At 43.1% G+C, this 25900-nt stretch carries 21 protein-coding genes; 15 read left to right on the top strand and 6 right to left on the bottom strand.

Annotated elements, in window-relative coordinates; translation table 11 throughout:
• The first annotated feature begins 72 nt into the window (after nt 1-72).
• On the top strand, nt 73-3525 hold the full coding sequence (locus NFR88_RS05255; RefSeq protein ID WP_251614012.1) for an efflux RND transporter permease subunit: 3453 nt from the start codon (nt 73-75) through the stop codon (nt 3523-3525).
• Nucleotides 3526-3539: 14 nt separating this feature from the next.
• Nucleotides 3540-4979 carry a monomeric [FeFe] hydrogenase gene (locus NFR88_RS05250; RefSeq protein ID WP_160200976.1) on the top strand — a complete coding sequence of 480 codons (1440 nt, stop codon included), beginning with the start codon at nt 3540-3542 and terminating at the stop codon, nt 4977-4979.
• A gap of 535 nt (nt 4980-5514) precedes the next feature.
• On the opposite strand, the gene NFR88_RS05245 is transcribed toward NFR88_RS05250, so the two are convergent.
• A complete protein-coding gene (locus NFR88_RS05245; RefSeq protein WP_161908770.1) occupies nt 5515-6705 on the bottom strand; it encodes a coenzyme F420-0:L-glutamate ligase in 1191 nt (396 codons plus the stop codon).
• 1 nt (nt 6706) lies between these two features.
• Entirely contained in the window at nt 6707-7258 is a 552-nt protein-coding gene (locus NFR88_RS05240) for a ribonuclease H family protein (protein ID WP_160200974.1), read from the bottom strand.
• A gap of 485 nt (nt 7259-7743) precedes the next feature.
• Here NFR88_RS05240 and NFR88_RS05235 point away from each other — a divergent pair, with 485 nt between their 5' ends.
• Complete coding sequence (locus NFR88_RS05235) at nt 7744-8553, top strand: MBL fold metallo-hydrolase (RefSeq protein WP_160200973.1); 810 nt, start codon at nt 7744-7746, stop codon at nt 8551-8553.
• Between the two features lie 3 nt (nt 8554-8556).
• Nucleotides 8557-9036 (top strand): 23S rRNA (pseudouridine(1915)-N(3))-methyltransferase RlmH, encoded by a 480-nt coding sequence (gene rlmH, locus NFR88_RS05230; protein ID WP_161908767.1) that lies wholly within the window; start codon nt 8557-8559, stop codon nt 9034-9036.
• Between the two features lie 412 nt (nt 9037-9448).
• On the opposite strand, the gene NFR88_RS05225 is transcribed toward rlmH, so the two are convergent.
• Complete coding sequence (locus NFR88_RS05225) at nt 9449-9952, bottom strand: GntR family transcriptional regulator (RefSeq protein ID WP_251614010.1); 504 nt, start codon at nt 9950-9952, stop codon at nt 9449-9451.
• Nucleotides 9953-10199: 247 nt separating this feature from the next.
• Here NFR88_RS05225 and NFR88_RS05220 point away from each other — a divergent pair, with 247 nt between their 5' ends.
• The 10 genes from NFR88_RS05220 (at nt 10200) to NFR88_RS05175 (ending at nt 21607) form a co-directional block, all read left to right on the top strand.
• On the top strand, nt 10200-10385 hold the full coding sequence (locus NFR88_RS05220) for a hypothetical protein (protein ID WP_251614007.1): 186 nt from the start codon (nt 10200-10202) through the stop codon (nt 10383-10385).
• 21 nt (nt 10386-10406) lie between these two features.
• Entirely contained in the window at nt 10407-11597 is a 1191-nt protein-coding gene (locus NFR88_RS05215) for a YfcC family protein (protein ID WP_307726234.1), read from the top strand.
• 29 nt (nt 11598-11626) lie between these two features.
• Nucleotides 11627-12802, top strand: a complete 1176-nt coding sequence (locus NFR88_RS05210) for an amidohydrolase (RefSeq protein ID WP_161908766.1) — start codon at nt 11627-11629, stop codon at nt 12800-12802.
• A gap of 101 nt (nt 12803-12903) precedes the next feature.
• Nucleotides 12904-13779, top strand: a complete 876-nt coding sequence (locus NFR88_RS05205) for a dimethylarginine dimethylaminohydrolase family protein (RefSeq protein WP_251614005.1) — start codon at nt 12904-12906, stop codon at nt 13777-13779.
• Between the two features lie 19 nt (nt 13780-13798).
• Complete coding sequence (locus NFR88_RS05200) at nt 13799-15466, top strand: M20/M25/M40 family metallo-hydrolase (RefSeq protein ID WP_251614002.1); 1668 nt, start codon at nt 13799-13801, stop codon at nt 15464-15466.
• A 322-nt stretch (nt 15467-15788) separates the two neighbouring features.
• Complete coding sequence (locus NFR88_RS05195) at nt 15789-16583, top strand: carbon-nitrogen hydrolase family protein (RefSeq protein WP_161908764.1); 795 nt, start codon at nt 15789-15791, stop codon at nt 16581-16583.
• A gap of 12 nt (nt 16584-16595) precedes the next feature.
• Nucleotides 16596-17324 (top strand): creatininase family protein, encoded by a 729-nt coding sequence (locus tag NFR88_RS05190; RefSeq protein WP_161908763.1) that lies wholly within the window; start codon nt 16596-16598, stop codon nt 17322-17324.
• Between the two features lie 15 nt (nt 17325-17339).
• Complete coding sequence (locus tag NFR88_RS05185) at nt 17340-18023, top strand: RraA family protein (protein WP_251613999.1); 684 nt, start codon at nt 17340-17342, stop codon at nt 18021-18023.
• A 13-nt stretch (nt 18024-18036) separates the two neighbouring features.
• Complete coding sequence (nhaC, locus tag NFR88_RS05180) at nt 18037-19449, top strand: Na+/H+ antiporter NhaC (RefSeq protein WP_251613996.1); 1413 nt, start codon at nt 18037-18039, stop codon at nt 19447-19449.
• Nucleotides 19450-19567: 118 nt separating this feature from the next.
• Nucleotides 19568-21607, top strand: a complete 2040-nt coding sequence (locus NFR88_RS05175; protein ID WP_161908760.1) for a sigma-54 interaction domain-containing protein — start codon at nt 19568-19570, stop codon at nt 21605-21607.
• On the opposite strand, the gene NFR88_RS05170 is transcribed toward NFR88_RS05175, so the two are convergent.
• From NFR88_RS05170 to NFR88_RS05160, 3 genes are all read right to left on the bottom strand, one after another.
• Nucleotides 21588-22241, bottom strand: coding sequence for a potassium channel family protein (locus NFR88_RS05170; RefSeq protein WP_161908759.1), 654 nt, complete (start codon nt 22239-22241; stop codon nt 21588-21590). The genes NFR88_RS05175 and NFR88_RS05170 overlap by 20 nt on opposite strands.
• A 35-nt stretch (nt 22242-22276) precedes the next feature.
• Nucleotides 22277-23608 carry a TrkH family potassium uptake protein gene (locus NFR88_RS05165; protein WP_161908758.1) on the bottom strand — a complete coding sequence of 444 codons (1332 nt, stop codon included), beginning with the start codon at nt 23606-23608 and terminating at the stop codon, nt 22277-22279.
• A gap of 79 nt (nt 23609-23687) precedes the next feature.
• Nucleotides 23688-24008, bottom strand: a complete 321-nt coding sequence (locus NFR88_RS05160; protein WP_160200965.1) for an ArsR/SmtB family transcription factor — start codon at nt 24006-24008, stop codon at nt 23688-23690.
• A 187-nt stretch (nt 24009-24195) separates the two neighbouring features.
• Between NFR88_RS05160 and NFR88_RS05155 the strand changes: the two genes are divergently transcribed.
• Nucleotides 24196-25884 carry an AAA family ATPase gene (locus tag NFR88_RS05155; protein WP_160200964.1) on the top strand — a complete coding sequence of 563 codons (1689 nt, stop codon included), beginning with the start codon at nt 24196-24198 and terminating at the stop codon, nt 25882-25884.
• The last annotated feature ends 16 nt before the right edge of the window (nt 25885-25900 follow it).

Here is a 25900-nt window from a genome sequence, read left to right as displayed (position 1 = left end):
AATTTTAAGTTGTGGCTGAGTGTCGTTTTTTGAGACAAAGCCTTAAAATTTGGGTATAAGAAAGGGAAAAACATGTCGAGATTTAGCGTTAAAAAGCCATTTACGGTTTTTGTTGCAGTCATCCTTATTTTAATGACGGGAATCGTATCATATACGAAGATGACGCCAGATTTGTTTCCGGATATCGATATGCCGTATGTAGTGGTTGTAACGCCGTATCCGGGTGCGACACCGGAAAAGGTGGAAACCGGAGTAACCAGACCTATGGAGCAGAGTCTGGCAACTTTGACGGATATAAAAAGTGTACAATCTGTTTCCAATGCTAACTATGCTATGGTAGTTCTGGAATTTGAAAATAGTGTGAATATGGATACTGTTTCTTCAGATATTTTACAGAAAATCAATCTGGTGGAGGGTAGCTTTGATGATGGGGTAGGTTCTACCACGATTATGAAAATTAATCCCAACATGATTCCAGTCAGTGTTGCTGCAGTAGATTATGAAGGAAAAGAAAGAGCGGAGTTATCCGCTTTTGTCAGTGATACGCTTTTGAATAGATTAGAGGGAACTGCTGGTGTTGCAAGCATAAATTCCTCCGGGATTCTGGAAGAAAAAGTAAACGTTGTCATCAGTCAGGACAAGATTGACAAACTGAACAACAAGATTTTAGCGTCAGTCAACAGTCAGCTTGCCGATGCCCAGAACCAGCTGGACAGCCAGAAGGCTAAGGTGACCGACGGCAAGAAAAAGCTGGAAGAGGGAAAGAACCAGATTGCCGAAGGTAAGGAAGAACTTAAAAAGGCAAAAGAACAGCTGGAAGCAGGCAAGGATTTTCTGCCGGAGGGCGAGTATGAAAAGCAGGCGGCTGCCCTTAAAACGGCGGAAGCGGAGCTTGCAAAGAATGAAAAACAGCTTGAAAAGACAAGTTCGCAGCTTTCCGAAGCGGATAAGCAGTTAAAATCTGCACAGGTGCAGCTGGATTCTCAGTCCAGCAAAGCGCGAGAAAGCGCCAATATCGGAGATAAAATTACGACTGATATGATTTCCGGCATTTTGCAAGCGCAGAACTTTTCCATGCCGGCTGGCTATATCGTGGAAAATGGGAATAATGTGCTGCTCAGCGTAGGCGATCAAATAACCACAGAGAAGCAGGCAAAGAATCTGTTCCTCTTTGATTCCGGTGTGGACAGCGTAGGAAAGGTTTACGTCAAGGATGTTGCTGATGTATTCATCAGCGATAACAGCGAGGACCTTTATGCAAAGATTAATGGGGAAGATGGCATTGTGCTGACTTTCTCAAAACAGTCGAATTTTGCGACGGCGGAGACCTGCGAAAATTTGCAGGAAAAGTTTGATCAGCTTGCCGAGGAATACGAAGGTCTGCATTTTACAACGCTGATGGATCAGGGTGATTACATAAAGCTGGTTGTAACTTCTATTTTGAGTAGTTTGCTTTGGGGTGCGCTCTTTGCGATTATCGTGTTGTTCCTGTTCCTCCGAGGAATCAAGCCGACATTGATTACGCTGTGCAGCATTCCAATCAGTATCATATTTGCTATACTTTTAATGTATTTCTCCGGCATTTCCATCAACCTGATTTCTATGTCAGGGCTTGCAGTGTCTGTAGGAATGCTGGTCGACAACTCCGTTGTTGTGATTGAAAATATCGTTCGTCTGCGGCGGCAGGGGGTTCCTGCTCCAAAGGCAGCAGTGGCAGGTGCAAAACAGGTGGGTGCTGCTATTACGGCGTCAACGTTGACAACGGTCTGTGTATTTGTGCCGATTATCTTTACGGATGGACTTACTAAACAGCTATTTACCGATATGGCGCTGACAGTGACATATACCTTGGCAGCTAGTTTGATTATTGCACTGACTTTAGTACCGGCTATGGCCTCTAAATTACTGGTAAAGACCAGAGAAACGGAAGGGAATTTTTTCCTTGCAGTTCTGGAAAAATATAAGCAGTCCGTTACCTTTGTGCTGCGTCATAAGTTACCGGTACTTCTTCTTGCAGTAGTACTTTTGGCAGGTAGTGTATATATGAGCCTGTCAAAAGGATTTATATTCATGCCGGAGATGAGTTCGCCGCAGATTCAAGCAACGGTAACAATGCCGAAGGGCAGCACCTTAGAGGAAACCAAAGAACAGGCAGACGAGGCTATCAAGCGGATTCAGAACGTGAACGGCGTAGAAACAGTTGGTGCAATGATGGGCGGCGACAGCATGATGGGAAATTCCTCCTCAGAGCAGTCCGTATCCCTGTATATTATGCTGGAGGCGGAAAGTGAGACTGACAGCAGTGCCATTGCAGCAGAAATTAACAGCCTTTGCGAAGATATGGAAGCAGAGGTTACTGCCTCTGGCTCTTCCATGGGCGACTTTACCACTGCCATGGGTGGCGCAGGGGTTTCCATCAAAGTCTACAGCGGTGATCTTGATAATCTGCAGGAAGCGGCTCACGGAATCACTGACGTTTTGGAAACTGTTGAAGGAATCGAAGAAGTTGAAAGTGGTGTGCAGGAATCTGACAAAGAGTACCACTTTACAGTAAAGAAAACTGCTGCAATGAAGGAAGGTCTTACAGTTGCGCAGGTTTACGCGGCTATCGTGGATGCTATGACCTATGAGGATACGGCAACTACTGTGACATGGCAGGACGACAATTATGACGTGATTGTTTCTTCTGAGCAGAAAAGCCAGCTGACAACAAAGGATATCAGAAATCTGACTCTAACGGTGACCGACAGCGCAGGCATTGAAAAGGAAGTGAAGCTTTCCGACATTGCGGATTTGACGGAAAAGGAAACCTTAAAAGCTATCAACCGAGACAACCAGAGCAGATTTTTAACGGTATCGGCGAGTTTGCAGGAAGGCTACAATATCACGAAGGTGACGGACGCGGCGAAGCAGGCTGTAGCAGATTACAAGCTGCCGGAAGGAGCAACCATCGAGTTTGACGGTGAAAACGAAGAAATCATGGATGCTATGAGTGATTTAGTGCTTATGTTGCTTCTGGGAATTGTCTTCGTATACCTGATTATGGTGGCGCAGTTCCAGTCACTGAAATCACCGTTTATCATTATGTTCACCATTCCGCTGGCATTTACGGGAGGTTTACTGGCACTGCTGATTTTCGGCAAGGAAATCAGTGTCATCGCCATGATTGGTATGGTTATGCTGACGGGTATTATCGTAAATAACGGCATTGTGCTGGTGGACTACATCAATCAACTGCGTGCAGGTGGTGCATCCAAGAGAGATGCCATCGTCGAAGCGGGTATGACTCGTATGCGTCCGATTCTCATGACATCGCTGACTACGATTTTGGGCTTGATTGTCATGGCATTTGGAAACTCAACAGGAACTGATATGATGCAGCCGGTGGCCCTTGTTTGTATCGGCGGACTTGTTTATGCAACTTTAACAACGCTGTATATTGTGCCAGCGATTTATGATATAATGAACAGAGAAAATTATAAATACATTTCAGATGAAGATCTGGATATCAGCAATATTAATTAAGTAGGAGGTCATACGTGAAGTTATTTGACAACAAAGTACAGGAAACAAAGTACAAGGTACTTCGTGAGGTAGCAGTACAGACATGGAAAGGAAATGACGTGTTTGCAGAGTTTAACGAAGTTGCCAGCAAAATTATTCCAAAGGATGAGCCGCCGCAGCGTTGCTGCATTTACAAGGATAGGGCAGTCGTTGCGGAGCGTATGCGTCTTGCCATCGGCGGCAGCAGAAAGAATTCTAATGTGGTGCAGGTAATTGATATTGCCTGCGATGAATGTCCGGAAGCAGGATACGTTGTAACTGACCTGTGCAGAGGCTGTCTTGCTCACGGGTGTATTGAAGCTTGTAAATTAAAGGCAATCACTATCGATGAAAATCATCATGCCAAAATTGATAAGACTAAGTGCGTTGACTGCGGGCGCTGCGCTACAGCTTGTAAATACAGCGCGATTCATAATTTCCAGAGACCGTGTGAGATTGCCTGCAAAGTAGGTGCAATTTCTATGGGTCCGGGAGGAGAAGCTTCTATCGATTACGAAAAATGCATCAGCTGCGGTTCCTGCGTTTACCACTGCCCGTTTGGAGCAACGGTTGATGTGTCCAGCATTGTGGATGTTATCAACTGTCTGAAGGAAAGCACCAGAAAGGATTCCAATAATCCAACGGTTGCAATCGTAGCACCGTCCATCGGCAGCCAGTTTTTATATGCAAAATTGGGACAAGTGATTACCGGCATTCATAAGCTGGGTTTCGCGGAAGTGCTGGAAGTTGCGCTGGGTGCGGACATGGTATCCATTAAAGAGGGACAGGAACTTGTAGAAAAAGGATTTCTGACATCTTCCTGCTGCCCTGCTTTTGTAAAATACATAGAAACTAAGTTCCCGGATATGGTGGACAAGATTTCTCATAACTATTCGCCGATGGCAGAGCTTGCAAAGTTCTTAAAGGAAGGGCATCCGGAATATACCATCGTATTTATCGGTCCTTGTATCGCAAAGAAATCTGAGGTCAGAAAACCGGAAATCAGCAAATATGTAGATTATGCTATTACCTTTGAGGAACTGCAGGCGCTCTTCGACAGTAAGGATATTATCCTGAAGGAGCAGGAAGAGACCGAATGGAATCAGGCGACTTACTACGGCAGAATCTTTGCGAGAAGCGGCGGTCTTGCTGAGGCTGTAACTCAGGCACTGAAAGAACTGGATGTGCAGGACTTTGAATTTAATCCGATTTCCTGCTCTGGCATCGAGGAGTGCAGAAAGGCGTTAATGCGCGCAAGCAAGGGACTTCTGCCGAATAACTTTATCGAAGGTATGGCTTGTGTCGGCGGCTGCGTTGGCGGAAGCGGAAACATGATTCGCTACGAAGACGCACCAGAGGAATTTGAAGATCACACTGAAGAGGCAACCGCTGTAAAGATTAAGCCAAACTTGAGAAAGACCATTAATATTCTGTAGGCTTTGGGTGGCGCGCGAACTGGCGAAGTACAACGTACAACGTGACTTCTTGTGCCAGCCCGCGCGCTGTTTGTGCATAAAATTGAAGTTTTTCTCTGAAATATGCACATTTTCTTCGTATGACGTGCATATTTTTGGAAAAAATAATGGATATATGCAAATTCTGATGATAGAAAGTCTTGAAATCAGAGAAAACAGGTCTGAAAATGCATATTTTAGAAATTTTTCTTGATTATATGCACTCTGATGTGCATATTTTGGATGTTTTTGCTGAAATTATGCACTAAACAAGTTGGAGCGGATTTTATGATTCCTGGTATTAAAGGGTGTGAGTCAGGCAGGAAAAAACCTGGATTCTGAAAGAGTTTGGCAAACGCTATTATGAAAATACCGCATCCTGCAAAACCTAATGCTGGCCAAATTTAGTATTAGGCTTTCTTCTGGTTGCCTTGTGAGATAGTATCAAAATTTATAAAGTAGAAGGTATAACAAAAGCGGCTTTGACCGGATTTCATCCGGTAAAGCCGCCACTTTTTTAGTTCGTATAGTTGTCAAAATAACCCTGAATGTAGATAAACGGTGTGCCTTTGTCGCCGCTGCCGCTGGTTAAGTCACATAAAGAACCAATCAGGTCGGTCAGTCTTCTAGGCGTGGTGCCTTCTGCTACCATGGAATCACCCAGTTCTGCATCCTTGTTCTTTATGTATTCGCTGATTGCATCTTTCAGTTCATCGCCTTTTAAATCAGCAAATTCATTGTCGGCAAGATATTTCAGTTTTACTTCGTTTGGTGTACCGTCAAGACCTTTTGTGTATCCTGGAGATACGATAGGGTCAGCCAGTTCCCAAATTTTTCCTACAGGGTCTTTGAATGCGCCATCGCCGTAGACCATAACTTCTACAGTTTTACCGGTCAGGACATTGATTTTTTTCTGAATGCCGTCAACAAATTCCTGACAGTGAATCGGGAAGAGTTTAACGCTGTTTTCGGTTGCTTTGTTAGAACCGAGCAGACCGTATTTATCATTGTAACCGCTTCCGTCTACGCTTGCAGTCAATATATCGTCCATACCCAGCACCACTTCTGCGCCGGCTTCTTTGAGCAGTCTCTTGGATCTTGCTCTGGTGTGGATGTCACAGGTCAGTACTTTTTTGGTATAATCCAGAACGGATTTTGGGTTGTTGGAGAAGATGACCTCGGCTTCTGCACCTTCTTCCTCGATAAGATCTTTATAGTAATTCACATAGTCCATACCGGTGAAGGTATGTCTGGATTTTCCGAACAGCTCCTCAAACTGTACCTGTGTCAGCACATCGGAGTACGGGTTGATTCCTTTTTTATCCAGAAGGTCGATGTCAACCAGATGGTTGCCTACTTCGTCAGAAGGATAGCTGAGCATCAGTACAACTTTCTTTGCACCTTTTGCGATACCGCGTAGACAGATTGCAAATCTGTTTCTTGAGAGAATCGGGAAGATAACGCCGATGGTTTCTCCGCCGAGCTTTGCCTTTACGTCTGCAGCAATCTGATCAGTGGTAGCGTAGTTTGCCTGTGCTCTTGCCAGAATGGATTCTGTTACGGCAAGGATGTCTCTGTCCTGTATAGTAAATTCACCAGCTGCTGCCGCATCCATGACAGTGTCGATGACAATCTGGGCGAGGTCCTCGCCCTCTTTTATGATGGGAGCTCTAAGCCCTCTGGATACTGTTCCTACTTTTCTTTCCATTTTAAGATTCTCCTTTGATGCGACTGATTCCCATGTTTGCCAGCTCATCGGCACGGTTGTTCATCGCAGTGATATATTTGAAATCGTCGAAGGAAAAACGGCTTCCGTTCCAGCCGACGAATTTCGTGTAAAGTTTATCAAAGTCTGTAGCTTTGCTGTTCAGGTTAACATGCCCCTTCACGCGGAAAAATTTCACATCGTGCTTTCGCACCAGCGCCAGAAGCTCTTTCCACAAATCCTGATTTTCTACAGATTTCTTGGCGGCGTTGCGCCATTTATTCTTCTCCCAGCTTTCGTACCATTTTTCGCGAAAACAGTTGGAAACATAAGCGCTGTCGGAGAAAACTTCTACAGTCTGCCCATCTTTGTTGAGCGCTTTAAATGCCTCTATGACTGCGGTCAGTTCCATGCGGTTGTTGGTGGTATTTGCTTCACCACCGAACATTTCTTTCTTGTGTTCGCCAAATTCTAAAATGGCACCCCAGCCGCCGGCGTTCTCACTGCTCTGATTTCCTGAACAGCCGCCGTCTGTGTAAATTCTCAAAATCATCATTGGTATCCCCTTTGTAATTTTTTACACATACTATTATGCCTTATTTTGTTAAAAAGTACAACGGAAAATTTTTGTGGCGGTGAAAAAGTGTGCTATAATGAGGGAGAAGAAGCAGATTTAACCTAAATTGCGGTTTTCAAAAAAATATGTATAAACGTGCTATGGCAGGGGACTGCAGGACTTGCGTAATATGCAAGATTTGAAATTTGTTTAGGGAAATCTTGCGAAAAATGCAGGATTTGAGGACAAAAATCAAGGAATCATGCGTGCTCAAGCTTACTGCTCCTATCTTTTTATACATATTTTCTATTATTTCGATTTCTGGGTTAAGATTTGCGAATTCGCTTATACATTTTTTTCAAAAAGACCTATTTTAGGTTAAGCCACTGTACTGGCAATGGTGCTAGTGCAGGAATTAGATATGGCGCTATCCGCAAAAACATGATAAAATAAGTTTTGTGATTTTTATATGGAAGAGGTAAGAGATGGCGTTTCAGTTTTATTCCTTTGCCAGCGGCAGTTCCGGCAACTGCTATCTGGCAAGAAGTGAAAATACGACAATTTTAATAGATGTGGGCATTACCGGCAAGCGAATTTTTGAGGGGCTTTCTTTGCTCAATTTAAAGGCGGAGGAAGTAGACGCAATTTTGGTAACCCATGAGCATATGGACCATGTCAGGAGTCTGAAAATGCTAAGCAAGAAAGCGGTCAATGCCAGAGTCTGCGGCTCCGCGGGCACGTTGGCGGAGGTTATGGATAAGATTGATGGTGACAGAGCAAGGGCAGTTGGAGCTGCAGAGCGTTTCCAGATTGGAGATATTACCGTAGTTCCTTTTCGGCTTTCCCATGATGCGGCAGAGCCTTTTGGTTATTCGTTGATTCACCAGGGAAGACAGCTGACCATTGTGACTGATACTGGATACATTTCCGAGGAAATTTTCTTACATATTGAGAAAGCAGACCTGCTGGTTTTGGAAGCCAATCATGAGGTGAATATTCTGAAGATGGGGGCATATCCATATTATTTGAAACGAAGAATTTTGGGTGATGAAGGACATCTTTCCAACGAGGCGGCAGGGCAATGCCTTTGCGAAATGCTGCGGGCACGGAAAGAAAAGGGCTGCGCAAAAATACCGCAGGTGGTGCTGGCGCATTTAAGCAAGGAAAATAATACGCCGGGACAGGCATATCTAACCATTCGCAACATTTTATTTGAAGAGGATTTTTACATAGACAAAGATTTGATGTTAGATATTGCCAAAAGAGACGAGATTGGAAAAGAGATGGAAATATAGTATATGAACATTACGGTTATCTGTATTGGTAAATTAAAAGAAAAATACTGGAGTCAGGCTGTAGAGGAGTACAGCAAAAGGCTTCGCAGCTATTGCAGTCTGGAAATCCTGGAGTTAAAGGAGTCCAGACTTCCTGATAAAGCTGGTGCTGCCGAGGAGCTGGCTGTAAAGGACGCCGAAGGGAAGGAAATCCTGAGGCGGATTAAGGAAAACATGTATGTGATTACGTTGGAAGTCAAAGGGAAAATGCTTTCCTCTGAAAAATTAGCGGAAAAGATAGAAAAACTGGGCCTTTCCGGCGACAGTAATATCGCCTTTGTTATTGGCGGCAGTTTGGGACTTTCCGATGAAGTAAGCAGGAGGGCTGATTTTAAACTTTCCTTTTCTGAGATGACTTTTCCGCACCAGATGATGCGGGTGATTCTGCTGGAACAGGTGTATAGAAGTTTTAAAATTATGAGGAATGAAACTTATCATAAATAATTTCACTCATAGGTATTTACTTTTGCGGAAAAAGGATTATAATAAAAATAGTTCAAAATGAACAGGGAAAAATTTAATACGGAGAAGTTTTTTCTGTATGGTGGTTTATAGTTTACATTGCGAGGTTTTTTCCCTGTTTATTCTTGGATAAGAGAAGAAATGTCAAGGATTGAATTGACATTTTTTTTTTGGCGGTTTTCTACAAACTAAAAGATGTCAGGCAGGCAATTTTACGCCAACGTGACATCTTTTTTAGTTATAATGCTTATACAATCATATCATAGGTTGCGTAGTCCGGCATCCAGTGAGTGTCGGCAATATAGTGGAACAAAGTTTCCGTGTCATTTGCTTTGAACAATTCCAGAATTTTACGATGTTCATTATTAGTCTTTGCAAACACTTCTTTCAGGGTCTAATCGTTGTCATCGATATAAGTTTTTTTCAATAGTTTGTTCTTTGTTTTAGCAATTGTATCGATTAGGGTATTGTTGCCGCATTTATTGATATATAGCTGGTGGAAGGTGGTTTGCTGTTTGTAATACATCTCGTAATTGCCAGAGTTGATAGCAAGCTCCATTGCGTCTATATAAAAAGCCATATCGGCATAATCCTGTTCTGTTAAATTGTCACAGGATAATTTTGCTGCGTAGCCATCGAGGACTCCGATGACTGCATAAATTTCCTTGATGTCGGTGTGACTCATCGCTTTGATGACAAAGCCTTTGCGGGCGCGGTTTTCCAGCACGCCTTCAGCGGCTAGCTGAATTAAGGCTTCGCGGACAGGTGTACGGCTGATATTCAGTTCTTCACAGATCACATTCTCGTTGACACGTTTATCGGGGAGAAGGGCGCCATCACGTATTTGCTCGGCGATATAGTCATAGACGTGGTCTTTTAATGTTTTAAATCTTTCCATGTATGGTTTCCTCTCAAAATTCTAACGCTTATATATAATATATAACGGCTGGAATCTTTCGTCAATAGAATTCGACAAGAAACGCGAATTTATCTGAAAAATCAGATATGACCTATTGACAGAAGAAAAAGTTTTATATATAATATACTCATCTCGGTAGAAAATATAATATATTTTATAATTTATATCGAATATAATCTGCCGAGCGCAATTATTTTATTTATAGAAAGAAAGAGAGGTTTATGAAATGCCGACATTAAATGACAAGAAGAAGAAATTTCAATTTCCGAGCAGTACATTAATGCTGTTTTCCATCATTGTAGTGGTAACTATCTTAACCTACATTGTACCAGCAGGTCAGTATGAGTATGTGCTGGATGAGGCAACGGGCTATAACGTTGTAGATGGGGGAAGTTTTGCTTATGTTGATTAGAGCCCAGTCAATCCGTTCAAACTGTTCGTAGCAATTCAGGAAGGCTTTATCAACGGTGCACAGATTATCTTCCTGATTTTATTCGGATATTTCTGGGTATATTCTGTCATGCAGACTGGTGCTTTTACAGCGATGATTAACACGCTTCTTAACGGCAGGGCAAAGGACAGCAAATTATTTGTTCCTATCGTTATGTTGGTTTTTGCATTAGCGGGATCTACTTATGGCGAATTTGAGACTGTATATGGGCTGATTCCGATTTTCGTTGCGCTTGCCATTGCGCTGGGTTATGATGCAATCGTGGGAATGTGCATGTCAGGTATGGCAGTGGCAGTCGGCTTTGCCTCTGCAACGACAAATCCGTTTACCATCGGTATTGCACAGACGTTTGGGCAGCTGAAGATGTTCTCCGGCTTAGGATACAGATGGCTCATCTTTGTGGTATTCTATCTGGTTGCTGTGGCGCTGGTGATGAGATATGCTCTAAAAATTAAGAAGGACCCAACGAAGAGTCTGCTTTACGGCATGGATTACTCTGCTTTCCAGGTTGAACGTGATGAAACCATGAAGTTTACAGGCAAACACAAAATTATTATGCTTGGTATGGTTGTTACAGTCGCAACCATTGTATATGGCTCTTTAGAACTGGGCTGGTATATCAATGAAATGAGCGCTGTATTTATCATTTCCGGTATCATTTCTTCTATCATCGGAGGCAAAAGAGCAGAGGGTATCTGCGCAGATTTGATTACATCGTTGTCAGAAATGACAGTTGCAATGGTCGTAGTAGGTATGTCCAGAGCAATTCTGGTTATCATGCAGAACGGAGTGATTATTGATACTGTAATTCACGGTATGAACAGCATGATGGATGGACTTCCAGCATGGGGAACAGGTATTGCAATGCTGATTGTGCAGAATGTCCTGAATTTCTTTATCCCATCGGGCAGCGGTCAGGCGGCAGCAATTATGCCGATTATGATTCCGCTGGCAGACCTGTCTGATCTAAACAGACAGATTGCAGTGCTTGCTTATCAGTTTGGTGATGGATTCTCCAATCTGTTATGGCCGACAGCGTCCTGTACAATTATGTGTGGTATTGCAAAAATTCCTATGGGCAAATGGTATAGATTCTTCCTGCCGATTTTTGCAGTGTTCTTCGTATTACAGATTATCTTTATTGTAATCGCAGTTCTGATGAACTATAGTTAAAATAACGGGAAAAGAAAGGATTTTCTAAAATGCAGGAAAAAGAGTTTAGAGATTTGCTGCTTGCGCAGGTGCGCATCTTTGAGAAAGAAGTTATTGCAGTCAATGACTATATGGCAGAAAATCCGGAAACTGGGTCGGAAGAGTATAATAGTTCTCGCAAAATGGTAGAATTGCTGAGAAAATACGGAATTCAGGTGGAGTATCCTTTTGCTGGATTAGATACAGCCTTTAAAGGGATTATCAATCCTGAAAAGGAAAGCAGAATGGTGCTTTTAGCAGAATATGACGCTCTGCGGGGTTTAGGTCATGCCTGCGGTCACTGCGCCAGCGGCAGTGCGAGCCTTCTTGCGGCTTTGGCGCTGAATCAGGTAAAGGATCAGCTGGATTTCGGCGTAGATATTATCGGAACACCTGATGAAGAAGTCAACGGTGATAAATGCTATATGGCGGATGAGGGTGTTTTCGATGGATATGATTTTGCAGCCATGGTTCACATGGGCGGCTTTAATACGGCAGAGGTTAAATTTATTGCCTTAGATGGTCTGGGTTTCAAGTGGCACGGCGCGCCAGCTCATGCGGCAGCAGCACCGGAAAAGGGAAGAAATGCCCTCAATGCGGCACGACTGTTTATGGACGCAGTCGATATGATGAGACAACATGTCATAGAGGAAGCTAGATTGCATGGCTTCATTAAGCAAGGCGGTGTTGCTTCTAATATCGTTCCCGATGAGGTGGAAATTGAATTTATAACCAGAGCGCCAAGAAGGGAAGACCTTAATGATATTACAGCGTGGGTCAGAGACTGCGCAAAAGCGGCGGCTCTTGCGACTCGGACGGAAGCTGAGATGTTTCTGGTCGGTGCGCCGTTCCATGAACTGCATATCAGTGAAATTGGTAAGAAGATTATGGAAGACTGCTTTACCGATCTGGATATAGACTTTGTAAAAGGATCCTCTGCCATGACAGGTTCCTCAGATATCGGCAATGTCGATTATCGCTGTCCGGCATTTCATCCGGTTATGGGAATTGGTAAGAATTACGATCCCCATACCAAGGAATTTGCAGATGAAATGACTTGCCCGGGAACCCATCAGGCGATCAAAAATTCAGCGAATTATCTGCTGACTTTAGCGGCAAAGCTTTATACCGATAAGGAGTTGCTCGCGAAGCTCAAAGCAGATCACAAGGCGTACAGAGGATATTAACTCTTAAAAATTTGAAAAGATCATAGTTTTATGTGATAATTAGGGAATGTGTGAAAATGCATTCCCTTTTTTTAAAATAATTTATGTTAATGGAGGAAATTATGAATTACGGATGTCAGAGTATGGTCAAAAAAATTGACACAATTTTAATTAAACGGCCGGAAGCGGCTTTTGTGAGTCAGGAAAACCTCAACGAGAATTGGGAAAAATTCAAGTATTTCGGGTGTCCAGACTATGAGAAGGTGCTTAAGGAGTACGAGGTCTTTGAAAAGATCATCAAAGACAATGTCGAAAATGTTTATTATCTTCCTTATGACGAGAGAACCGGACTTGATTCTATCTACACCCATGACTCCCTCAAAGTCACGAAAAAAGGTGCAATTTACTTTCCGATGGGAAAAGAACTTAGAAATGAGGAGCGCCTTGCGACAGAAGCTTTTTTAACAGAGCATGGGGTGCCGACTTTAGGATACATTAAGGCGCCGGGAAAAATGGAAGGCGGCGATGTCCTTTGGATTGATGAAAAGACTGTAGCGATCGGCAGGGGGTATAGAACTAATGATGAAGGCATTCGCCAGTTCAAAGAGCTGACAAAGGATTTTATCGATGAATATATTGTGATTCCAATGCCCCACGGTGACGGCGAAGAGGCGTGTCTCCACCTGATGAGCATTATCAGTTTTGTGGACACAGATAAAGCCGTTGTTTATTCCAAGTACATGCCGGTATTCTTTAGAGAATATCTCATCGAAAAGGGCATACAGCTGATCGAATGCAATGATGAAGAATACGATTATCTGGGAACCAACCTGCTGGCGCTGGAACCTGGAAAATGCGTTTTAATCGCAGGCTGTCCGGAGATTCAGAAAAAAATCGAAGACGCAGGTGTAACGGTTTACACTTACGAAGGAAAAGAGCTGTCCTACCGTGGTACCGGCGGACCGACCTGTCTGACCTGCCCAGTATGCAGAAAATAGGAGCTTCGAGGTAATATCCATGAAAAATCACAATTTGGATTTTGCGCTGCTGGGCGAAAAGATCAAAGAAATACTATATGAATATGTAAAAATTGAAAGTTTTACTAATACCTCTGGCGAGCGGCTGGTAGAGGAATTTTTCACTGCGCATTTTGGAGAAATTCCATATTTCAAAGAACATCCTGACAATTGGGGTCTTTATCCTGTAGAAAATGACCCGCTGGGCAGGCATGTATGCTGGGCTATGGTACGGGGAAAAGGGAATAAAACTGTTGCCATGGTACATCATTACGATATTGTGGATATCGAAGATTATAAACTGCTCAAGCCGCTGGCTTTTTCACCTGATGAACTTGCGGCAGCCCTTGCAGATCATAAAGATATGCTGCCGGAAGATGCGCTGGTGGATCTGGAAGCTGGCAGCTTTGTATTCTGCAGAGGCGGCTGTGATATGAAGGCGGGAGGCGCTATCCAGTACGCACTTTTAGAGGAATACAGCAAACTTGCGAATTTTGAGGGAAATGTCATCGTTCTTGGCGTTCCTGATGAAGAAAACCTTTCTGCCGGTATACGGGCTGCGGTGCGGCTTTTGGCAGAACTAAAGGAAAAGCAGGGGCTTGAATATCTGATGATGATCAACAGCGAGCCCCATCAGAGAAAAGATTTTTCCAAAGGTGTTTTTTCTGAGGGAACAGTGGGAAAAATGATGCCATTTGTCTATGTGAGAGGATTTTTATCTCATGCAGGGAAAGTCTTTGAGGGACTCAATCCGGTATCCGTTTTGTCGGAAATTGTGGCGAAAACGGAAGTTAACATGGACTTTGCCGATGTAGTAGACGGAGAAGCGGCGCCGCCGCCAACCTGGCTATATCAAAAGGATAGTAAAGATCGTTATGATGTCTCTATGCCGTTGTCTGCACAAGGTTGTTTTAGCGTTCTGACTTTAAAGCAAACGCCTGCGGAGCTTTTAGGCAAGGTAAAGAAGGTCTGTGAAGACGGATTTCTGACAGTAATTGAGCGGCTTAACGAGAATTATGAGAAGTTTTTAGCTGCTACGGGGCAGCCGGTAAAGAAGCTGCCTTGGAAGGTGAAGACTGTAGGTTTTGGAGAACTTTATGAAGAGGCAAAAGCCCAGCACGGGACAGTCTTTGAAGAGGCTTACGAAATGGAAAGAGAGCGGATCTTGCGGGATCTTGCGGAAGGGCGTATCAATATGATTGAAGGGAACTTCCAGCTCATTGAGAAAATCTACGATTATATTGAGGATATTTCCCCCAGAGTTGTGTACGGTTTACTTCCGCCGTATTATCCAAACGTATCTAATGTGTATTTTGATGGGATTGCAGAGGAAGCGTCAGGGCTGAGCGAAAAGTTATCCACATATACACAAGAAGAGTATGGACAAATTTACGATAAAGAGTATTTCTACACCGGAATCTGCGATCTGAGCTACATCAATATTGACGATCCGACAGCCCAGCGGGAATCGGTGGCAGGTGCTATGCCGCTCTTTGGTGCGTACTATGATATTCCTTTCGAGCAGATTAAAGCTGTTTCCATGGCAGGGATTAACATCGGTCCGTGGGGAAAGGATTTCCATAAACTGACGGAGAGAGTATACAAAGAGGATTTGTATGAGCGCACGCCGCGCATTTTGGATTATGCAGTGAAGATACTGCTGGGATAATATAAAAATACGAGAAGGAACTGCCTGCATTATAGGAAATGGTTGATAATGCGGCAGTTTTTTGTGGGATGAAGTTAATTGGGAATTTTCATAGAAATCCATAAAAGGATACATATAAAATATTGGAATTTCAACATTTTATATAAAATGGATACAGTTTAAATAAAAATATAAAACGGTATACAGATGCTATAACTTGTAATCGCTGTAATTTCAACGTCTTTTCTAAAGTTAAATCTTGGCATATTTTTTGCTCTTATTTATAGACGTCTGTAAAGTACTTTGCAAAACAGTCTGGAACAAACTAAATATGGAGGATTTTATGAAACATGAAATTGGTGTAATGGGTGTGCAGGTAGGCATGACCGATGACAAACATGATAATTTGATGCGTGCACTGAACTTGATTGAAGAGGGCGTGAGACGGTATAACAAACTTGATGTGATTTGTCTTCCTGAGCTTTATTATTCAAATCCGACAAAGGAGAACAGAGCCTGGATTGGAGAAGTCCTGGATTCAGAATTCTTTCAGGAATTTTCAAAATGTGCAAAGAAGCATCATGTAAATATCATTACAGGGAGCTATCCGCTGATTAAGGGGGATAAACTTCTGAACGCATGTCTTTGCATCAACAGAGAAGGGCAGCTGATTGGAGATTACAGTAAAACTCATTTGTTTGATGCGTTTTCTTCAAAAGAATCCGATACCGTGGATGCAGGGGATGAGATCGGAATCTTTGAATTTGATTTTGGCAAGGTGGGCATAGCAATCTGTTACGAACTCCGTTTTGCAGATTATCTGAGGACACTGGCGTTGAAAGATATTGATGTGCTCTTTGTTCCATCTGCGTTTTACACGCCGCGCCATGATCAGTGGGACATTTTGGTGCAGTCGGCGGCGCTGAATAATTTGATGTATGTTGTTGCATTGAACCAGTACAACAGTCATTTTTTTGGAAGAAGCTGCATTGCAGACCCATGTGGACTGATTGTATCTAAAGCATCGGACCAGGAAGGAATTATGTATGGCATGCTGGATATGGACTATCAGAAGAAAGTAAGGCAGCAAGTGCCGACTTATCACAACCGAAGACCAGAATTATATGATGTGAAATAGGAGGAAGCTGCAATGAGATTGAGAAATCTGAGCTGGAAGCAATTTGAGCAACTGGACAGGGAGAAGCCAGTTATTATTCCGACAGGCGCCATTGAGGTTTATGGACCGCATCTGCCGATGGGAGGAGATGCAATCGTGGCGGATCGGATTGCTGATATGGTAGCTGATAGATTGAATCTTCTGGTAACGCCGACTATAGAGATGGGAGATTCTTTATCCTTACTGACGCCGGCTTTTCCAGGGACAATGGTGATTAAGCCGGAGCATTTTAAAGGATATCTGGAAGATGTGTGCTTGAGTCTGATTCGCTGGGGATTTAAGAAGATTTTCTTCCTCAATACCCACGTGAGCAATGTGTTCATGATAACTCAGCTGGGCTGGGAACTGGAAGATAAATATCAGATTCGCTGTGCATCTATGGACTGGTGGCGTTTTATACAGCCTCATTGTGAAGGTGTTTGTGATTATACAGGCGTGATGGCGCACGGTCACGCCAGCGAAGCGGGGACTTCAGTTTTGAAATACCTGACCCCGGAACTGGTTCACGAAGAGGAATCGGTGTGTACGCTGGAACTGTTTGAAGATAAATTCCCAGAGTTCAAACAGTATATCAAATTTGACCAATACACAGACACCGGAACTTTGGGTGACGCGACAAAGGGAACTGCAGAAAAGGGCAAGGAGATTGTATTGCGAAGTGTAGATAGAATTATAGAGTTTCTGGAAGATTATTATAAATAATAGGAGGCGATAAAAATGAACATTATCAATACAAAAGTAAGACGACTTCCTGATGCACTGATAGAACGTTTCAGGCAGATTAGCCCCAGTGAGTTGGGGCATGCACTGGAATTTGGCTTCATGAATAATGATATCACGCTCTTGGATAAGAGTAAGGATACATACGTTGTGGGAAGCGCTATAACAGCGCGCATTCCGGCAACGGATTCGACCATGGTATATAAGGCGATGACTTATTCGGAACCCGGAGATGTTCTGGTAATTGATATGCAGGGCGAAAAGCGCCATGCATGCTGGGGCGAGATGACTACGCTGACTGCAAAGCGCTTTGGGTTACAAGCAGTCGTAGTAGATGGACCGAATACAGATTCAAAGGAAATCAAGGAAAAAGATTTTCCGGTATTTTCCAAAGGACAATCCAACCTGACAACGAAAATTTTCGGCTTTAAAGGGGATGTAAATGTTCCTGTGTGCTGCGGAGGCTGCGTTGTCTGCCCGGGAGATTTGATTTTAGGTAACAGTGACGGAATTGTAGTAGTTCCTTATGATTTTGCAGAAAAACTGATAGAAATTGCAGAAATGTATGAGGAATACAATAAAATTGACCAGGCAGGATTTGCAAATAATTTACCATTGACAGAAATCATGTCTTTTGAAAGAAAAATTGAAAAGATGCCAGACGTGATTTATCTTGAGTAAAGGAGGTAATTCGATGGAACATGTTAAAGAGAAAAAAGTTTCGATGGGAATAGCTACGGCAGCGATGCTGGCGCTTGCTGCAGTTCTAATAGGCGGATTTGTTGTATTGAAAATTTCGACCCACGTAGTATTTATTTTGGCGATTATTGCTATTGGCATTATCGCGTTGATTAGCGGTTTTAATAAAACAGATCTGCAGAAATTTTTTGTAGAAGGCTGTAAAAGTGCAGTGTTGGTAGCCCTCATCTTGATGACGGTGGGGACTGTAATAGGTTCGTGGATTATTTCGGGAATTGTGCCGACTATCATTTATTATGGATTAGAAATTCTTTCACCAAAAGTATTTCTGGTTGTTGGCTTCTTTATTTGCTGTATAATCTCTTTCTTTGTGGGGAGTTCTTACTCGGCAATTGCGACTTTAGGTGTTGCATTTATGGGAATTGGCTTAGGACTTAATATTAATCCAGGGCTGACAGCGGGTATGGTAGTCTCCGGCGCCATTTTCGGTGATAAAATGTCACCGTTTTCAGACACGACGAACTTATCACCGGCAGTGGCAGGAACGGATATTTTCCGTCATATTAATTCTATGCTTTATACGACTGTTCCGGCGATGATTCTTACTGCTGTGGGTTATACTATAATCGGTTTTAGCATTGATGGAAATGCGATGGATACATCGGTAATTGATGCAATTAACGGAACATTAGAGGCGCATTTTACAATCAGTCCAATTCTTTTGATTGTGCCACTTCTGACGATTGTATTAGCTCTTTTAAAAATGCCGCCGCTGATCGCCTTACTTCTGAGCGCTATTGCTGGAACCATTGCCGCATTTATTTTCCAGGGAGGACATTACGATTATCAGGAGATTCTCAACGCCCTTGGCAATGGTTTTTCTATTGACAGCGGAAATTCAGATGTAGACAGACTGCTGAACAGAGGCGGTGTAATGGGAATGATGAGTACGGTTTCTCTGGCGCTTCTTGCCCTGGGACTTGGAGAGATGCTGCAGAAAATGGGCGTTCTGTCAGTAATGCTGCAGAAAATGGAAATGTTTATACGCAGTCCAAGATCTCTGGTGCTGACAACGTTAGCAACCTGTCTTGTAACAACGGTTCTGACTGCCAGCCAGTATATTGCAATTTTACTGCCGGGTCAAGTGATGAAAAATGCTTATACAAAACAAGGTGTACAAAAGAGAGTGCTGTCGCGTACACTGGAGGATGGAGGTACGATCTTTACCTTCCTGATTCCATGGTCTACCACAGGGATTTTTGTATCAGGAGTGCTGGGTGTAGAAGTACTCGAATATGTCCCTTACGCGTTTCTTGCAATTCTCTGTCCTCTAATCGCAGTATTTTATGCCTGCACAGGGATTGCCATCTTTAAGGAGACAGAAGAACTGCAGGAGAAGGACGCATAATATTTACAATAGTTTTTCGATACCGCAAAAGAAATCATCTTCTTTTGCGGTGTTTTATGTTTTATTGTATAATGAATTAAAATGAGGATGGGGCAAAATGCCAGGAGGTGAAATGGAAATGAAACGACTTATGGTAGTGGCGTTATATAAAGGAATCAGTGAATATTATTGCGAGTATCTGAAAGATATCTTTGGTAATAGTATAATAGTTGAAAATTATTATATTGAGAATAACCCTGGGAATTTTGACTTTGATGGTGATTTGATAGTGACGTCTTCAAATATTCTCTATGATCATATTAAACAGCTGAATAAGAATCAGGTGGAAACCATTGTCATGCGGCGGACGTTTACCAGAGAGGGACTTGACAAATTGAGAGGAATCAATAACGAGAAGGAAATCCTCTTTGTCAGTAATTTTCATGAAATTGCAGTGGAATGTGTGTCAAAACTTTACGAGCTGGGGATTAAAAATCTAAAGTTGATTCCCTATAATACATATTCTCGCTACGAGGAAGAATTCAGCAATATAAAAACCGCAGTCATTGCAGGTAAGACAGAGAGGATTCCGTCTTTCATCCAGGAAATTATCGATATCGGGGATCGCGTTATGGATCTGTCTACAATTGCAGATATAGGCGCGATGCTGAAGTTGCCCGGTGTACATTTATACAAAATTCTTGAGCATTACAAGAGAAAATTGGCTTATACTGATTATGGAATCAATCAGATGCTTACAGATTCCGGTGATATTCAGCAGCAGCTGCAGACGATTTTGAAGTTTACCAATGACAGCATTGTCGCTGTAGATCTGGCGGGCTATATTTCTGAATATAATGAGGCCAGCGAGAGAAGTTTTTCCTTGAAAAAAGAGGAAGTTTTAGGCCGAAATATCAGAGAAGTTTTTCCTGAGATACATATTCGGGACATTTTATCAGGGAAAAAGTCTGTGACAAATGAGATGGTTACTATCAATCACGTTAGCTATGTGATCAATAAATATGGTATCTACAGCAGTGAAGGTATCTTGGCTGGCGTTGTAATTTTGGGACAAAAATATATGGAGATGGAGAACGAGAGAAATAAACTCCGCTCCAAGCTGATTCCTAAAGGCCATATTACAAAGTATAATATGAGTGATATTTTGGGGAACAGTTCTGCTATCAAAACGGCTAAGAAAACAGCAGTAAAAATGGCAAGAAGCTCAAGTACGGTTTTGATTACAGGAGAAAGCGGTACAGGAAAAGAAGTTTTTGCACAAGTGATCCATAATGAGTCTGACAGAAAAGACGCGCCTTTTATTGCGGTAAACTGTTCAGCATTAGCGCCGTCTTTGCTCGAGTCGGAGCTATTTGGATATGAGGAGGGCGCTTTTACAGGTGCAAAAAAGGGGGGAAAGCTGGGGCTTTTTGAATTGGCGGATAAGGGAACTATTTTTCTTGATGAAATCGGCGAACTTCCTTATGTACTGCAGGCTAAATTACTTCGTGTACTGATGGAAAGAGAAATCATGCGTATTGGCGGAGTGGAGGTTATTAAAATTGATGTGAGAGTCATAGCCGCGACCAATAAAAATCTTTTGCAACTGGTTGAAGAGGGACAATTTCGGGAGGATTTGTATTACAGAATCAACGTACTACCTTTGATGCTCCCGCCGTTAAGAGAGCGAAAAGAGGATGTTGCGATTCTGGCAACAGCTTTTCTCGCAGAATTTGGCGAAGAAAAGAAGCTGGCGCCAAAGATTTTGAAATATTTGACCGCTTACCACTGGCCGGGGAACGTTAGAGAGCTGCATAATTGTATTGAATATATGTATCAGTTGTCAGATGAGAGAATTTCAGTCCTTGACATACCGCAGGGAATCAGAAATTTTAAAATGAAAGAAGTGCCAGCCTTCCATTTAAGTGAAACCGAAAGACGGGTTTTGGTTGCGGTTGAAAAGATAAACGAAAAAGGACAGCCAGCAGGACGAAAGAATGTAAGAGAATTCCTTCTCACGAATGGGACGCGTATGGCAGAGCAGGAAGTACGTTTTATCATAAAAACACTTGCGGAACAGGGACTGGTACAGGTACATCAGGGCAGACTGGGGACGAAGATTACCGGAGAAGGACTGCGTGTTTTGCGAAAAAACTCTGTCACACATTTTTCCCGATAAACCGCTGAAAACTTTTCTTTTCTCCGGCAATGAGCAGGTGCATGGTTTCCCTAAAAATAAAATCTTGGGAATCTACCGCCTTGATGACATCGTTTTCTTTATAAGCGATGACATTGAGGCGGTATTTTTTTCGTATCTCCAGTTCTTTAAGACTGTGTCCAATCCAGGACTTTGGCGGCGCAATTTCAAAAATACCGTAATCAGAAGAAAGTTCCAGATAGTCAAAGGCACTGGCGGCACTGTATTTCATAGCGGTGCGCAGCGCCATGTCACGTTCGGGATAGATGACGGCATCGGCTCCGTTGGAAAGAAGAAATTTAGCATGAAGATCCTGATTGACTTTGGCAATCACCTTTTTTGCGCCCTGTTCTTTCAGCATCATGGTGATAATCAAAGAAGTTTCCAGATTGTTGCTGATGCAGACGAAGGAAAGATCAAATTCGCTTGCACCGAGGCTTTTGATCACTGATTCATCTGTGCAGTCACCGATTTGGGCAGCAGTGACAAAGGGTGCAATTTCGTTGACACACCGCTCGTCTTGATCGATTACCAGAAGTTCATTTCCCAGTTCAGAAAGACGCATGGACAGATGACGACCGAATCTGCCCAGTCCAATAATTAAAATAGAACGCATGAGTTGTCTCCTTTTGTTTGAATTTTTTGTACCGCTTATCCGATGAGAATTGGCTCTTTAGGATACCGCAGCCTGTGGGCAGGTCTATGACTGCTGATTACCATGATGACAGCAATACTCCCCAGCCTGCCAAGATACATCAGCGCAATGAGTATCGCCTTCGAAAATACACCCAGTTCTGCCGTAATTCCCATGGAAAGACCTACTGTACCAAGGGCAGATAGTACCTCAAAAAGTACGTATTCAGATTCCAGAAGGGGATTCGCAAGAAGCAGCAGAAATGTACAGAAAATACTTGCAATCAGGTAAAATGAAATACTGGAGAAGGCGCGCTGCTGTACTTCTTCGGGCAGTCGCCTCTGGAACAAAGATAGATCTCTGCTGCGAAAAATTTGGGAAACGATAGAGAGCAGAACAACAGTGAATGTGGTAACTTTGATACCGCCGCCAGTGGAGCCAGGACCGGCGCCGATAACCATAAGACACATGGTCAGGACTCTGCCCGCCGGCGAAAAATCACTGTAGTCAGAAATCGCAAAGCCTGCTGTTCTCGGGGTAACCGACAAAAATAGAGCGTTCATCCATTTTTCTGCGAGGGAAAGGGAGCGCAGTGTGGTATTGCTTTCTAAGAACAAAAATAAAAGACAGCCGGATATAACCAAAGCTGCGGTACAGGTCAGCATAATTTTGCTGTGCAGGGTGTAGGTGCGGAACCGGAAACGATGGTCGATGAAGTCACGCCAGACGATAAAACCGATGCCGCCTGTGATGATCAGTATAGTAGTGGTTAGAAGCACCAGTGGGTCTTTTGAAAAATGCTGTAAAGATGTACCGGGGGTAAAGATACCCATTAAATCGAAGCCTGCGTTGCAGAACGCGGAGACTGCGTGGAAGATGCTGAACCACAGACCTTGCGCAGCTCCAAAGAGCGGGATAAAACGAAATGCCAGAGCAATGGCGCCGGCACCTTCGAAGATGAGGGTGCCCAGTGTCATCGTGCGCAGCACCTTGGTAACAGTGCCGATGGTTAGACTGCCCATAGACTCCATCAATGTGGTACGCTGAAAAATGCTGATTTTATGTCCTGAAAAATAAAGAAGCGCCATGGAGAGCCCCATAAATCCAAGACCGCCAATCTGAATCAGAAGCAGAATGATAAGTTGACCCAGAAAATTCCAATGAGTATAAATGTCCATCGGAGAAAGACCGGTGACGCAGGTCGCCGAGGCTGAAGTAAAAAGGCAGTCGATAAAGGGCGTGGATTCACCGCTTGTTGTGCAGACCGGCAGACAAAGAACCAGTGCACCTGTCAGAATAATCACGGCAAACCCTGCCGACAAAAGCTGTATAGATGAAAGTTTTCGCATAGGTGCATCATCCTCCTGCCTTATGTTTCATCAATGGATGTAAGGCGGATATCTGCACTGGGCGGGAGGGAATACCCCCCTATATGACAGAATACCGTTTCGTCACATTGATATATTGCATCAGTATGCCCAGATTTGCGTAATAATATGAGAATTTATCTTGTTTTTTCACTTCAATTAGACCGGATTGTACCAGTTTCTTCATATGCTGAGAAATGGTGGCTTGTGCATAGTCGAAATTTGCGACAAGATCTTTGTTGCATACGTTTTCCATGGTTTTGTTGCACTGCATGATGTAGCGGAACAGACGCAGGCGAACGGGATGTGCCAGTGCATCGGACACGTCTGCAATCATTTCGATGTCTTTTTCGTCAAAGTCCTGTTCTTTTCTAATTCTCATAATGAATGTCCTCCAAAGTTTTAGATTGTCAAATACCAATATACAATAAAACGGTCAAAATAGCAAGGAATGTGTCGAAAAAAGGTGGTAGAAACAGATGAAAGGCAGATAAAAGAATTTGTTTTATTGTCTGCTTGTGAATTTACAATTTTTCACGTATACTATAGATACGAGGAGGAGATGGCGAATGGATAAGAAGAGAATCCCTATTGGATTTGAGGATTTTAAAGAGATTAGAGAAGAGAACCTGTATTTTGTGGATAAAACAATGATGATACAGGAACTATTGGATGGCAGCAAAGTGACCTTGCTTACAAGACCGCGCCGGTTTGGAAAAACTTTGAATCTTTCCATGGTACGCCGTTTCTTTGAAGATGAGAGAACGACGGAAGGTGAGAAGATAGATAATCGCGGTCTCTTTGAAGGGCTTGCCATAATGGGAGCAGGAGAAACCTACCTTGCACACATGGGGCAGTATCCGGTGATTACTTTATCACTCAAGTCAGGGAAGCAGGATAATTATGATTTGTCATATACAATGCTGAAACGGCAAATCGTTGCGGAGTTTTCGAGGCACCGGTATGTCCTTGATGGGACAATGGATACCACCCAACGAGATAAATATCAGGCAATTCTTGGAGAAAGCAAGGAACCTGCCCTATATATTGACGCACTGCGTTTTTTGTCAGAGTGTCTGTATCACTATCACGGCAGGGAAGCTGTCATACTCATTGATGAATATGACGTGCCGTTAGAAAATGCATATTTTCAAGGTTTCTACGATGAGATGATTGGATTTATCCGTTCGCTGTTTGAGTCAGCCCTGAAAACCAATCCGTATCTGAAACTGGGTGTGGTAACCGGCTGCCTTAGAATCAGTAAAGAAAGTATCTTTACGGGGCTTAATAATCTGGAAATTCACTCCATTATCAGTCCGAAATACAGCAGCTGTTTTGGCTTTACCGGTGCGGAAGTGCAGAATATGCTGGCATATTATAATCTGGAAGACAGGTTTGAAGAAGCAAAAGCATGGTACGATGGCTATCTGTTTGGAAATACGGAAATCTATAATCCGTGGAGTATTCTCAGCTATGCCAGCAATGCAAAGGCGGGTGCGCAAATCGCAACAAGACCGTACTGGTCAAACACATCGGGCAATGGCATTGTGAAAGAACTGGTTGAAGACGCTGACGATATTACCCGAGAAGAACTGGAAATTCTCATGGACGGCGGAACCATTGAAAAGCCAGTTCATGAAGAAATCACTTATGGAGATATTCACAGTTCCAGAGACAATCTGTGGAACTTCCTGTTCTTTACAGGATATTTGAAGATGAAAAGTCAGAGAATTGAAGGCGAAACCATTTATTTGGAAATGACCATTCCAAATAAGGAAATTCGATCTATCTACAGGCAATCTATTGTCGGGTGGTTCGACCGAAAGATTGAGCGCATAGACAGAAGCCCTCTGATTAAAGCCTTAGAAGATGGCGACTGCGAGGCTGCTGCGGACTTTATCTCTTGCCAGCTGATGGACACTATCAGTTACTTTGACTATGCGGAGAGCTATTATCATGGATTTTTGAGCGGACTTCTGAAGAACACCGGACGCTATTCGATTCTATCCAACCGGGAAAGTGGAAATGGCAGACCTGACCTGATCCTTAAAGAAAAAAAGTTTATGGGCAGAGCAATTATTATAGAATTGAAGGCTGCAAAGACCTTTGCGGAGATGGAAACAAAGTGCGATGAAGCGCTTGCACAGATAGAGACGCAGGGCTATGCAGCACCGCTGATTGCCGATGGCTATAGACCTATATTGAAGTATGGGATTGCTTTGTACAAGAAGGGCTGCATTGTGAAAACAGAGAAATAGAGAAAAGTTTACTGAG

This window comes from Senimuribacter intestinalis, from assembly GCF_943192965.1.
Classification (GTDB): domain Bacteria; phylum Bacillota; class Clostridia; order Peptostreptococcales; family Anaerovoracaceae; genus Senimuribacter; species Senimuribacter intestinalis.
Note: the sequence above shows the minus strand (reverse complement) of the source record. Positions and strands in the feature narration are given on the sequence as shown.